Origin of the sequence: Hydrogenophaga pseudoflava (genome assembly GCF_031020795.1) — a bacterium.
Taxonomy (GTDB): domain Bacteria; phylum Pseudomonadota; class Gammaproteobacteria; order Burkholderiales; family Burkholderiaceae_C; genus Hydrogenophaga; species Hydrogenophaga pseudoflava_A.
Genome location: NZ_JAVHJP010000002.1, coordinates 20,615 through 32,436, shown reverse-complemented (window position 1 = coordinate 32,436; position 11,822 = coordinate 20,615). Strand labels below are relative to the sequence as shown.

Here is an 11,822-nt window from a genome sequence, read left to right as displayed (position 1 = left end):
CTCATCGCAGTGCCTGTGCTGCGAGGCTTCCACCCCACCCGAGGAGACACCTTCATGAACTTCGCCTTCAAGCTCGCCGCCGCCGCCGTCGCGGCCTCCGCCCTGACCGCCTTCGCCAGCCCGCTCGACAAGACCGAGTGCATCGCCCCGGCCAAGCCCGGCGGCGGCTTCGACCTGACCTGCAAACTCGTGCAGAGCGCGCTGCAGGAAGGCAAGTTCATCGCCGACCCGATGCGCGTGACCTACATGCCCGGCGGCATCGGCGCCGTGGCCTACAACACCGTCATCGCGCAGAAGCCCGACGCGGCCAACGCCATCGTCGCGTTCTCGGGCGGCTCCCTGCTGAACCTGGCCCAGGGCAAGTTCGGCCGCTACACCGAGAACGACGTGCGCTGGCTCGCCGCCATCGGCACCGACTACGGCGCGGTGGTGGTGGCCGAGAACTCGCCCTACAAGACCCTCAAGGACGTGATGGCGGCCATGAAGGCCGACCCGACCAAGGTGGTGCTGGGCGCCGGCGGCACCGTGGGCAGCCAGGACTGGATGAAGGCCGCGCTGACCGCGCGCGCCGGCGGCGTGAACCCCAAGACCATGCGCTACGTGGCCTTTGAAGGCGGCGGCGAAGCGCTGACCGCGCTGCAGGGCGGCCACATCCATGTGTTCACCGGCGACGCGGCCGAGGCCCAGCAGCAGATCAAGGCCGGTGCCAAGGTGCGCATCCTGGCGGTGATGAACGACAAGCGCCTGCCCGGCGACATGGCGAACATCCCGACCGCCACCGAACAGGGCTTTGATGTGGACTGGCCCATCGTGCGCGGCTTCTACGTCGGCCCCAAAGTCAGTGACGCCGACTACAAGGTCTGGGTCGACACCTTCAACAAGCTGCTGGCCACCCCCGCCTACGACAAGCTGCGCAACGAGCGTGGACTCTTCCCCATGGCCCTGACCGGCGCGCCGCTGGACGCCTACGTCAAGAAGCAGGTGGCCGGCTACCGCACGCTGGCCGAGGAGTTCGGCCTGAACGTGGTCCCGGCCAAATAATCCCGGAGCCCCCCATGAGTGACCGCGTCCTCGGCGCGGTGTGTGTTGTCGCGTCCGCCGCCATGGCCTGGGCCGCGCAAGACTACGCCGCCGCCATCTCCTACGAACCCGTCGGCCCGCGCGCGTTTCCGCTGCTGCTGGCCTGCGGGCTGGGCCTGTCGGGCCTGTGGCTGGTGCTCAAGCCCACAGCCGGCGCCGAGGCCTTCCGCGGCGTGCCCTGGAAGCCCACCGCCCTGTGCGCAGCGGCGGTGCTGGTGTACGCCCTGCTGTTCCAGTGGCTGGGTTTCCCGCTCGCCACCACGCTGATGGCCCTGCCCGTGGGCATGGCCTTCGGCGGCAGCTGGAAGCAGGCCCTGGCCGGTGGCGCCGCGCTGGGCGGGGTGCTCTACCTGCTGTTCGACAAGCTGCTGGACGTGGTGCTGCCCGCCGGCCCGCTGGCCTCGCTGCTCGGAGGGAGCTGACATGGACATCCTGCAACACCTGGTGGCGGGCTTCGGCGTCGCGCTCAGCCCCACCAACCTGCTGATCGCCGCGGTCGGCTGCTTCATCGGCACCATCGTCGGCCTGCTGCCCGGCCTGGGCCCCATCAACGGCGTGGCCATCCTGATGCCGCTGGCCTTTGCCATGAAGCTGCCGGCCGAGACCTCGCTGATCCTGCTGGCGGCCGTGTATATCGGCTGCGAGTACGGCGGCCGCATCTCGTCCATCCTGCTCAACGTGCCGGGCGACGCGGGCGCCATCATGACCGCGCTCGACGGCTACCCCATGGCGCGCCAGGGTCTGGGCGGCGTGGCGCTGTCCATCTCGGCCTGGAGCTCGTTCGTGGGTTCGTTCATCGCCACCCTGGGCATCGTGATGTTCGCGCCGCTGCTGGCCAGCTGGGCGCTGTCCTTCGGGCCGGCCGAGTACTTCGCGCTCATGTGCTTCGCGTTTGCCTGCATCGCGGGCCTGATGGGCGACGCACCGGTCAAGGCCGGGCTGGCGGCCCTCATCGGCCTGTCCATGTCCTGTGTCGGCCTCGATTCGAACTCCGGTGTCTACCGCTTCACCGGCGGCGACATCCACCTCTCCGACGGCATCCAGTTCGTGGTGGTGGTCATCGGTGTGTTTTCCATCAGCGAGCTGCTGCTGATGCTGCAGGAGCACCACAGCAGCACCGGCCTGGTGACGCAGACCGGCCGCATGCTGTTCAACCTCAAGGAGCTGGCCCACACCTGGTGGGGCACCGTGCGGTCCAGCGTGGTGGGCTTTGTGGTCGGCGTGTTGCCGGGGGCCGGCGCCACCATTGCGAGTGCCATGACCTATTCGATGGAAAAGCGCCTGACCGACAAGGACGGTACGTTCGGCAAGGGCGACATCCGCGGCGTGGCAGCGCCCGAGGCGGCCAACAACTCGGCCGCCACCGGCTCCTTCGTGCCCATGCTCACGCTGGGCGTGCCCGGCTCGGGCACCACGGCGGTGATGGTGGGTGCGCTCTCGCTCTACAACATCACGCCCGGCCCAGCGCTGTTCACCCAGCAGCCCGACCTGGTCTGGGGCCTGATCGCCTCGCTCTTCCTGGCCAACGTCATCCTGCTGGTGCTCAACATCCCGCTGGTGGGCGTGTTCACCAAGGTGCTCAGCGTGCCCAACTGGCTGCTGGTGCCCGGCATCGTGGCGGTCAGCAGCGTGGGCGTGTACGCGGTGCACGCCACCACCTTCGACCTGGTGCTGATGACCGTGCTGGGCTTTGCCGCCTACGGGCTGCGCAAGCAGGGCGTGCCCATGGCGCCGCTGATCCTGGGCTTCGTGCTGGGCGACATGATGGAACAGAACCTGCGCCGCGCCCTGTCCATCAGCAACGGCGACGCGGGCATCCTGGTAGGTAGCCCGATCACCGTGGGCCTGTGGACCGCGGCCGCGCTGATGCTGGTGGTGCCGGTGGGGATGCGGATGCTGTCCAGACGCCGCCAAGCGGAAGCTGCCGCAGCCTGAGCCGCAAGCGGTGGGCAGGCCTCATGCCCCAGTCAGGCCCCGCGTCGCATCAGCTGGGCGGTGGCGGCGGGACGTTCGTGCATGAGCCAGTGCCCCGCGCCATCCACCACCACCGTCCTGCGCGGCGCGCCCTGCGGTGCCACACCATCGGCCAGTTCGCGAGGCACAGCGGTGACATCGTGCTCGCCCCAGATGGTCAGGACCTCCCCGGGGTAGCGGCCCAGCGCCGGCGCGAGCGCGTCCGAGCGGGAAAACGGTTTGCTGCGAAACCGGGTGTTCAGACAGCCGCGCCACTGGATCTCCAACGCCAGCGCATCCACCGCGGCCTCGCTGTGCAGCATCTGCGCGAGCAGGTTGTGGCGCATGCGATCTGCCCATTCGGCCGGATCCTGCTCAGGGTCCAGATGCCGCCAGGGCAAGGGCGTGATGGTCTGCCGGCGGGGGCCGCCATGTCCCGCTGGACCGATCAGCACCAGGCGCTGCACATGCCCGCGCTGTGCGGCCAGCTGGGCACTGACCAGGCCGCCGAAGGAAAAACCCGCCAGAAGGATGGGCGTGTGGGCCCCCAGCAGCGCATCCAGGCCCTGCCGCAACTGGGTGACAAGCTCGGCGAGCCCCCCGGTGGGCGTGAGCGTGGTGTCACCGTAGCCGGGCATGTCGGGCATCCACAGGCTGAAGCCGGGCGAAAGCGCGGGGACCACGCGGGCCCAATGGAGCCAGCTGCCGTGGCCGCCGTGCAGCAGCACCAGAGGCGGCCCACTGCCCACCCTGCGCCAGACCAGCTGCTGCCCGAGCACCGGCTGCACGATGCGCTCGCAGGCCGACGCCAGCGCCGCGATCCGCGCGCAGGCGGCGGCCCGGCCCGGCCCACACCCCGCCATGCTCAGTCCGCCTTGATGGACTGGACCTGGATCACCTTCTTCCACTTGGCGATGTCGGCGCGGTAGAGCGCGTCGGCCGCGGCCGACGGGTCCAGGGTCAGCGTCAGCCCTTCGGCCCGGATGCGCTTGCGGAACTCTTCGCTGTCGGCGGCCCGCTGGATCGACTGGTAGAGCTGCTGCACCAGCGGCGCCGGTGTGCCACCGGCCACGAAGATGCCGTACCAGACCGGCGCGGCGTACCCGGCGAGCCCCGATTCGGCGAAGGTGGGCACATCGGGCAGCAGGGCCGTGCGCGTGGCGCTGGTGACGGCGAGCGCACGCAGCTTGCCGTTGGCCAGGTAGGGCGCGACGCTGGGCAGGGTGCCGAAGGCCAGGTCGATCTGCCCGCCCATGAGGTCGGTCATGGCCGGGGTGGCGCCGCGGTAGGGCACATGGACCATGAACACCTTGGCCGTGGTCTTGAGCAGCTCGGCCGCCAGGTGGGTGGAGGTGCCGTTGCCAGCCGAACCGTAGGTGAAGCGCCCGGGCTGGGCCCGCACCTGCGCCAGAAAGTCGGAGGCCGAGCGGATCGGGCTGTCGGGCCGCACCACCGCCACATTGGGCGCATGACCGAGCGTGGTCACCGCGCTCAGCCCGGTTTCGGCGGGGTACGGCAGCCTGGGGTTCAGACCGGGCACGATGGCCACGGCGCTGGTGTTGAGCAGCAGCGTGAGCCCGTCGGGCGCGCTCTTGGACACGAAGTCGTTGCCCACCACGGTGCCGGCACCGGCCTTGTTGTCCACGACGACCGTCTGGCCCCACATCTTCGACAGGCTGTCGGCCAGGGCCCGGGCCATGTTGTCGGTGCCGCCGCCAGCGGGAAACGGCACCACCAGGCGCACCGGTTTGGCGGGGAAACTGGAGGTGGTTTGTGCCAGCGCGGGCAGGGATGCGCAGGCCAGGGCTGCGGCCAGGATCAGGTGTCGGCGCGGCAGAGGGGTGGATCGGCTGGACGGTTTCATGGGGGTCTGTGAATTCAAGGTGTTGGGAGATGCCGGTTCAGGCGATCACGCCCTGGGCGCGCAGGGCGTCGATGTCGGCGGGCGAATAGCCCAGGGCCGTGAGCAGCTCCTGGTTCTGCGCGCCCACGGCTTGTGGCGGTGAGGTGACCTGCACCGGGCAACGCGAGAGCTGAAAGCCGGACACCGGAACGGTCAGCCCCGCCAGCGCACCGGCCTCGTCGGCGAACCGGTACAGCACCTGGCGGCTCCGCACATGCTCGTCCGCCAGCATGGCCTCCATGCGCTGCACCCGGGACACCGGCACGCGGTGTTCACGCAGCAGGTGCTCCCAGTGGCTCACGGTTCCGGTGGCGATGATCCGGGTCAGTGCCTCGGCCTCTTCGGCATGGGCCTTGATCCGGTCCCGGTTGTTGTGCTTGACCAGATCGGGGCGCCCCAGCGCTTCCCACAGCCGCCGCTGCTGCCGCAGGTTGGAGGCCGAGACCATCAGCGGCGCGTCGCTGGCCTGGTAGCAGCCGATGGTGGCAAACGGGTAGCGGTTGCCCTTCTGCTCCGGGTGTGCGCCGTTCCAGAGGTAGCCGGTCAGGTGCGAGCTGGCGAGGATCATCGCCACGTCCGACATCGCCACCTCGACGAACTGACCCAGGCCGTCGTCCTGGCCGCGCTGCAGCAGCGCCGCGAGGATGGCCATGGCGGCGGTGGTGCCGGTGGCGTAGTCCACCACGGGTGCGCCGCATTTCACGGGCGCCGTGCCCGGCTCGCCGGTCATGGCCATCATCCCGGCGTAGGCCTGCACCACGCCGTCGTAGGCGGTCAGCTCGCGTTTTGGGCCGGTGCTGCCGAAGGCCGAGATGGAGCAGTAGACCAGCCGCGGGTTGAGGGCCGACAGGTCCGCATAACCCAGGCCCAGCGCGTCGAACGCTCCGGGGCGGCAGTTCTCGATCAGCACATCGGCGGTCAGCACCAGCTGCCGCAGCACCTGTCGCCCCGCCTCGGTCTTGAGGTTGAGCGTCAGGGACTTCTTGTTCGACGCCTGCGACAGATAGGCCGTGCCCATGCCGGCGTCGTTGAGCGCGACGTCCGAGCCCTGGTATCGGGCCTGGTCGGGCTCCTCGGGTGATTCGATCTTGATGACCTCCGCGCCCATGACCGCGAGCTGGTAGCCTGCGAACGGACCGGCCAGCACATGGGTCAGGTCCAGCACCCGGACTCCTTGGAGAACAGGCTTCATAGCCGACGCCTCACTTGGCGAGCACATCGGCCTTGACGATCTTGGACCAACGCAGGATTTCGGCGCGCACGAAGGCGTCGAACTCGGCCGGCGTGCCGGTCTGCACGACCATGCCCTCGCTCACCACCTTGGACTTGAAGATCTCGCTGCTGGCGGCCTTGCGCGTGGCCGCGTTCAGTTTGTCGATCACGGCCGCGGGCGTGCCGGCCGGCGCGTAGAAGCCGTACCAGCCTTCGGTGGCGTAGCCGGGCACACCGGATTCGGCCACGGTCGGCACACCGGGATAGGCTGTGGAGCGCGCGGCCGAGGTGATGGCCAGTGCCCGCAGCTTGCCGCTGTCGATGAAGCCACCCACCGAGCCAGAGGTGGCAAAGATCATTTCGGTCTGACCGCCCAGCAGATCGGTGAGCGCGGGGCCCGAACCCTTGTAGGCCACGTGCTTGATCTGGACCTTGGCCATGTCGGCGAACAGCGCTCCGGCCAGGTGGGACGAGGTGCCGTTGCCGGGCGATGCGTAGGTGAGCTTGTCCGGATCGGCTTTCGCGGCGGCAATGATGTCCTTGAGCGACTTGAACGGGCTGTCGGCGCGCACCACCAGCACGTTGGGCGAACGCACGATCATGGACACGGGCGCAAAGTCCTTCTCGGTCGAGTAGGGCATCTTCGCCATCAGGCTGGGGTTGACTGCGTGGGCGATCGACGAGACCACCAACGTGTAGCCATCGGGTGCGCTCTTGGCCACCAGATCCGTGCCGATGAGGGTGCTGGCGCCCGGCTTGTTGTCCACCACCACCGGCTGCCCCAGCTCCCTGGCCAACTCCACCGCCAGCGTGCGGGCGATCAGGTCCGTGCCACCGGCGGGGGCGAACGGCACCACCAGCTTGATGGGTTTGTCGGGGAAGGCGTGGGCACTGGACAGGCCCACGACCAGGGCGGTGGTGAAGGCCGCCGCGGCCTTGGAAAAGGCTTTGAGGCTGAAGTGGCAAGAGGGGTTCATGCATGTCTCCGGTGTTGATTGAAAGAGCGGTGGTCACTCTAGAGGTCGGGCCCGATCGGCACACCCCATCACTTCCACAGAATGGAAATAACGAAGTCCCTCACACCCGCTCCAGCACCACCGCAATGCCCTGCCCAACCCCGATGCACATGGTGCACAGCGCGTAGCGGCCGCCGCTGCGGTGCAGCTGGTTGACGGCGGTGGTGGCCAGGCGGGCCCCGCTCGCGCCCAGGGGGTGGCCCAGGGCGATGGCGCCGCCGTTGGGGTTCACACGCGCGTCGTCGTCGGCCAGGCCCAGGTCGCGCAGCACGGCCAGACCCTGCGCGGCAAAGGCTTCGTTGAGTTCGATCACGTCCATCTGCGCCAGCGACAGGCCGGTCAGCGCCAGCACCTTGCGCGTGGCGGGTGCCGGGCCCATGCCCATGATGCGCGGCGGCACGCCGGCGGTGGCCATGCCGACCACACGGGCGCGCGGCGTGAGGCCGTGGCGGGCGGCGGCGGCTTCGCTGGCCAGCAGCAGCGCGCCAGCGCCGTCGTTCACGCCCGAGGCGTTGCCGGCGGTCACGCTTCCATCGGGGCGCACGACGCCTTTGAGCTTGGCCAGCGCCTCCAGCGTGGTGGCGCGCGGGTGTTCGTCGCGGTTCACCACCAGGGCCTCGCCCTTCTTCTGCGGCACCTGCACCGGCACGATCTCGGCGTCGAACACACCGGCCTGTTGCGCCGCCAGCGCCTTGGTCTGCGAGGCCAGGGCCATGCGGTCCTGGTCGGCGCGGGAGATGTTGAACTCGGTCGCCACGTTCTCGGCCGTCTCGGGCATGCTGTCCACGCCGTACTGCGCCTTCATCAGCGGGTTCACGAAACGCCAGCCGATGGTGGTGTCCTCAATGCTGTTGGCGCGCGAGAACGCGCTCGTGGCTTTGGGCATCACGAAAGGTGCGCGGCTCATGCTCTCCACGCCACCGGCGATCATCAGCCCGGCCTCGCCGCTCTTGATGGCGCGCGCCGCCGTGCCCAGCGCGTCCAGGCCCGAGCCGCAGAGGCGGTTCACGGTGGCGCCGGGCAGCGACACGGGCAAGCCGGCGAGCAGCGCGCTCATGCGCGCCACGTTGCGGTTGTCCTCGCCGGCCTGGTTGGCGCAGCCGTAGACCACGTCGGCCACGGCTTCCCAGTCCAGTTGCGCATGGCGCTCCATGAGCACCCGCAGTGGGACCGCGCCCAGGTCGTCGGCGCGCACGCCGGAGAGGGCACCGCCGTAGCGGCCGAAGGGGGTGCGCACGGCGTCGCAGATGAAGGCGTGGTTCATGAGGTCTCTCTTCAGGGAAGGTTCGTGCTCTGGTGCAGTTGCCAGATGCGGCCCAGCAGCGCGCGGGCCTGGGCCTCGCCGATCACCGGTGTGGCCAGCTCCATCAGCTTGCCTTCGAGGTCGGCGTCGGACAGCGGCAGTTCCGGGTCGCCCTTGCGGTCGGGCTGCAACCGCGTGAGCTGGCGGCCGTCGCGCAGGGTGATGGTCACGCGCGCACCGCGCCGGCCCGGGAAGGCGGCGTCCACGGCCGGGTCCAGCGCCTTGTGGATGCGCTGCATCAGCGCCCGTGTGGCCGGGTCGTTCAGCCGGTCCGGCTCGAAGGCCGAGAGGCGCACGCTGCCGTGCACCAGCGCGCTGGCCACCATGTAGTGCAGGCTGAAGCGCGCCTGGTCGGCGTTCTGCGGGTCCACGTGCGGCGCGATGTCCAGCGTGGGCTGGTAGACCCCGAGCGACACGGTTTCGATGTCGGCGTGGGTGAAGCCGTGTTGCTGCTGCAAGGCCAGGGCGCCGTCGATGGCGGCGAAGGTGTGGCCGCAACCGATGTGGTTCTTGAAGGTCAGGCGGGTGATGTGGAAGTCGGTGCCCAGCGTGGCGCCCACGGCGGACCAGTCGGGGCCTTCGCTCATGGCCTGGCCCAGCCCGGATTCGCCTTCCAGGACATCGAGCGAGCTGCGCAGGCCGCCCGCGGCCAGTTGTGCGGCCAGCACGCCGGCCTCGGCTGCACGCCCCGCGTGCAGCGGTTTGGCCATGGCTTCCAGGCGGAAGGCCTGCTGCAGACCTGCGGTCATGGTGGCGGCGATGGCCAGGGCGTGGGCGAAGGCCGCCTCGTCCAGCTGCAGCAGACTCGCCGCGGCGGCGGCGGCGCCAAAGCTGCCTATGGTGCCGGTGTTGTGCCAGTACCGGTAGTGCGGGCGCCCCATCACCACGCCGATGCGGGTGGAGATTTCGTAGCCCAGCACCACGGCGCGCAGGAACGCGGGACCGCCCGCCGCTGTGGGTTGCGCCACGGCCAGCGCGGCGGCGATGGTGGCCGCGCCGGGGTGGTACATGGCGTCGCGGAAGCTGTCGTCCACCTCGGCGGCGTGGGCGGCCGTGCCCTGGATCAGGGCGGCGGCGCGCGGGGTGGCGTTTCGGCCCTGCACCAGCCGGGCAGCGCCCCGGTCCAGGTCGTCGGCCAGGATCTGCATCAGCACCTGCACCGCAGGGGTGTCCAGGCCAGGGTAGATCGAGGCGTACCAGTCGATCACGGCGCGCTGGGCGTGGTGCGCCACCTCGGACGGCAAGGGCGTCCGGGCAAAGCCTGCGGCAAAGCGCGCGAATGTTTCAACGGCGTGCATGGTCAGTTCTCCGGTGTGAGCAGGTGGCGCAGGTCGCCGGCCACAAAGCCCGGCCCGCTGAGTTCGGCCAGCCAACGCATGTCGTCCTGCAGCGCTTCGGCACCGCGCTCGCGTGCCCAGAACACGGCGCCGCCCTCCCAGCGCGGGAAACCATAGCCGTTGACCAGCACCACGTCCACGTCGGTGGCGCGCTCGGCCACGCCTTCGGCCAGCAGCAGCGCAGCCTCGTTGACGATGGCCAGCAGCGCGCGGCGCACGATCTCGTCGTCGCCGAGCTCGCGAGGCTGCAGGCCCTTGTCCGCACGGGCCTGCGCGATGAGGGTGTGCACCGCCTCGTCCACCTGCGGGCCGTGGCCGCCTTCGGGGTAGCGGTAGTAGCCCGCACCGGTCTTGCGGCCCAGCCGACCGGCCTCGCACAGTCGGTCGGGAATGTGCACATAGCGGGCCTGCGGGTCGCGCTTGGCGGCCAGGGCCTGGCGCATGCGCCAGGCGATGTCCAGCCCCGACAGGTCGGCCACCGCGAACGGTCCCATGGCAAAGCCGAAGCCCTGCAGCGCGGCGTCCACCTGCTCGGGCCAGGCGCCCTCTTCCACCATGAATTCGCACTGGCGCCGGTAGGCCGCGTACAGCCGGTTGCCGATGAAACCGAATGCGTTGCCGGTCAGCACCGGCAGCTTCTTCAGGCGCTTGCCCACCGCCAGCCCCGTGGCCAGCGCGTCGGGCGCAGACGCCTGGCCGCGCACCACTTCCATCAGCTTCATGACGTGGGCCGGGCTGAAGAAGTGCAGGCCGATCACGTCGTGTGGCCGTGAGGTGGCCGCCGCGATGGCATCGAGGTCCAGGTACGAGGTGTTGGAGGCCAGCACCGCACCAGAGCGTGCCACGGCGTCGATGCGCCGGAACACCTGCTGCTTCACGCCCAGTTCTTCGAACACCGCCTCGATGACCAGATCGGCACTGGCCAGCTCGGCCCAGTCCAGGCTGGTCTGCAGGCGGGCTTCGCAGGCCGCGGCGGCACTGGCGCTGAGCTTGCCACCCTGCACCCGCGAGGCATAGTGCGCGTGGATGCGTCCGGTGCCGCGCTCCAGCGCGGCGGCGTCCTGCTCCAGCAGCAGCACGCGGTAGCCGGCGTCGAGCGCGGCAATGGCAATGCCCGAGCCCATGGTGCCGGCGCCGATCACCGCCACGCGCTCCACCGTGCGCGGCGTGGCCTCGCCCAGCGACGGGTGTTTGGCGCTGTCGCGCTCGGCAAAGAACTGGTGGCGCAGCGCGAAGGCCTCGCGCGAGACACGCAGCCGCTGGAACACCGCGCGCTCGTCGGCCAGACCGTCGTCGAAGCCGACCTGGGCGGTCGCCGTGATGGCGTCGATGGCCGCCTGCACCGCAGGCCGGCGCTTGCCGGCCTCGAGCGCTGCGGTCGTTGCCGCTGCCACGTCCGCGCTCACGGCTGGCGGCACCTCCCGGTCACGCACCAGCCGCTTCTGTCCCTTGAGCTGCCGGGCGTGGGCCACCGCTGTGGCGCGCAAGCCCTCAGTGGCTATCACATCCACCAGCCCGGCGTCGAGCGCCGCCGTGGCGGGCAGCCGTTCGCCCGAGCAGATCATCCGGATCGCGCGGGGAATGCCCACGATGCGCGGCAGGCGCTGCGTGCCGCCCGCGCCGGGGATGATGCCCAGCGTCACCTCGGGCAGACCGACCACTGTGCCCGGTGCGGCAACGCGGGCGTCGCAGCCGAGTGCGAGTTCAAAGCCGCCACCCAGCGCTGCGCCGTGCAGCGCGGCCACCACAGGTTTGCCGCAGGCTTCGATGGCGGCGATCACGGCAGGCAGTTGCGGCTCGGTCAGCGGCTGGCCGAACTCGCGCAGGTCGGAGCCGGCGATGAAGGTGTTGCCGGCGCCGATGAGCACCGCGCCCTCCAGCGTGTCGTCGCTGCGCAGGGCCTCGATGGCGCCCATCAGCCCCTGCCGCACAGCGGCCGAGCCGGCGTTGATGGGCGGGTTGTCGATCACGATGACGGCGATCCCGCCATCCTGCTCCAGATGCACACGTGGCGTCAT

Annotated in this window: 10 protein-coding genes; 3 read left to right on the top strand and 7 right to left on the bottom strand. The window is 70.2% G+C overall.

All coding sequences use genetic code 11. The features are described from left to right. Positions 1 to 54: 54 nt before the first annotated feature. The 3 genes from RCO38_RS05800 to RCO38_RS05790 are packed head-to-tail and all read left to right on the top strand — an operon-like array spanning position 55 to position 3,015. Positions 55 to 1,041 (top strand): Bug family tripartite tricarboxylate transporter substrate binding protein, encoded by a 987-nt coding sequence (locus RCO38_RS05800; RefSeq protein WP_308327367.1) that lies wholly within the window; start codon positions 55 to 57, stop codon positions 1,039 to 1,041. Positions 1,042 to 1,055: 14 nt separating this feature from the next. Then, the gene (locus RCO38_RS05795) at positions 1,056 to 1,502 is read left to right on the top strand and encodes a tripartite tricarboxylate transporter TctB family protein (protein WP_308327366.1); all 447 of its coding nucleotides are present in this window, start codon (positions 1,056 to 1,058) and stop codon (positions 1,500 to 1,502) included. A 1-nt stretch (position 1,503) separates the two neighbouring features. After that, entirely contained in the window at positions 1,504 to 3,015 is a 1,512-nt protein-coding gene (locus RCO38_RS05790) for a tripartite tricarboxylate transporter permease (protein WP_308327365.1), read from the top strand. Positions 3,016 to 3,047: 32 nt separating this feature from the next. Here RCO38_RS05790 and RCO38_RS05785 read toward each other — a convergent pair whose 3' ends face one another. From RCO38_RS05785 to RCO38_RS05755, 7 genes are all read right to left on the bottom strand, one after another. Then, a complete protein-coding gene (locus tag RCO38_RS05785; RefSeq protein WP_308327364.1) occupies positions 3,048 to 3,896 on the bottom strand; it encodes an alpha/beta fold hydrolase in 849 nt (282 codons plus the stop codon). Between the two features lie 2 nt (positions 3,897 to 3,898). Next, a complete protein-coding gene (locus RCO38_RS05780; RefSeq protein ID WP_308327363.1) occupies positions 3,899 to 4,897 on the bottom strand; it encodes a tripartite tricarboxylate transporter substrate binding protein in 999 nt (332 codons plus the stop codon). A gap of 37 nt (positions 4,898 to 4,934) precedes the next feature. Then, positions 4,935 to 6,128 (bottom strand): CaiB/BaiF CoA transferase family protein, encoded by a 1,194-nt coding sequence (locus tag RCO38_RS05775; RefSeq protein ID WP_308327362.1) that lies wholly within the window; start codon positions 6,126 to 6,128, stop codon positions 4,935 to 4,937. A 10-nt stretch (positions 6,129 to 6,138) separates the two neighbouring features. After that, a complete protein-coding gene (locus RCO38_RS05770; protein WP_308327361.1) occupies positions 6,139 to 7,125 on the bottom strand; it encodes a tripartite tricarboxylate transporter substrate binding protein in 987 nt (328 codons plus the stop codon). Positions 7,126 to 7,225: 100 nt separating this feature from the next. Beyond that, a complete protein-coding gene (gene pcaF / locus RCO38_RS05765) occupies positions 7,226 to 8,428 on the bottom strand; it encodes a 3-oxoadipyl-CoA thiolase (RefSeq protein WP_308327360.1) in 1,203 nt (400 codons plus the stop codon). A gap of 11 nt (positions 8,429 to 8,439) precedes the next feature. Continuing rightward, the gene (locus RCO38_RS05760) at positions 8,440 to 9,765 is read right to left on the bottom strand and encodes an MmgE/PrpD family protein (RefSeq protein WP_308327359.1); all 1,326 of its coding nucleotides are present in this window, start codon (positions 9,763 to 9,765) and stop codon (positions 8,440 to 8,442) included. Positions 9,766 to 9,767: 2 nt separating this feature from the next. Then, on the bottom strand, positions 9,768 to 11,822 hold the full coding sequence (locus RCO38_RS05755) for an FAD-dependent oxidoreductase (protein WP_308327358.1): 2,055 nt from the start codon (positions 11,820 to 11,822) through the stop codon (positions 9,768 to 9,770).

What these genes read in the sequence shown, in the direction of transcription:
- RCO38_RS05760 (WP_308327359.1), bottom strand. Translation starts at nt 9,765, where the DNA reads ATGCACGCCGTTGAAACATTCGCGCGCTTTGCCGCAGGCTTTGCCCGG.
- pcaF (WP_308327360.1), bottom strand. Translation starts at nt 8,428, where the DNA reads ATGAACCACGCCTTCATCTGCGACGCCGTGCGCACCCCCTTCGGCCGC.
- RCO38_RS05785 (WP_308327364.1), bottom strand. Translation starts at nt 3,896, where the DNA reads ATGGCGGGGTGTGGGCCGGGCCGGGCCGCCGCCTGCGCGCGGATCGCG.
- RCO38_RS05770 (WP_308327361.1), bottom strand. Translation starts at nt 7,125, where the DNA reads ATGAACCCCTCTTGCCACTTCAGCCTCAAAGCCTTTTCCAAGGCCGCG.
- RCO38_RS05775 (WP_308327362.1), bottom strand. Translation starts at nt 6,128, where the DNA reads ATGAAGCCTGTTCTCCAAGGAGTCCGGGTGCTGGACCTGACCCATGTG.
- RCO38_RS05790 (WP_308327365.1), top strand. Translation starts at nt 1,504, where the DNA reads ATGGACATCCTGCAACACCTGGTGGCGGGCTTCGGCGTCGCGCTCAGC.
- RCO38_RS05755 (WP_308327358.1), bottom strand. Translation starts at nt 11,822, where the DNA reads ATGACGCCACGTGTGCATCTGGAGCAGGATGGCGGGATCGCCGTCATC.
- RCO38_RS05800 (WP_308327367.1), top strand. Translation starts at nt 55, where the DNA reads ATGAACTTCGCCTTCAAGCTCGCCGCCGCCGCCGTCGCGGCCTCCGCC.
- RCO38_RS05780 (WP_308327363.1), bottom strand. Translation starts at nt 4,897, where the DNA reads ATGAAACCGTCCAGCCGATCCACCCCTCTGCCGCGCCGACACCTGATC.
- RCO38_RS05795 (WP_308327366.1), top strand. Translation starts at nt 1,056, where the DNA reads ATGAGTGACCGCGTCCTCGGCGCGGTGTGTGTTGTCGCGTCCGCCGCC.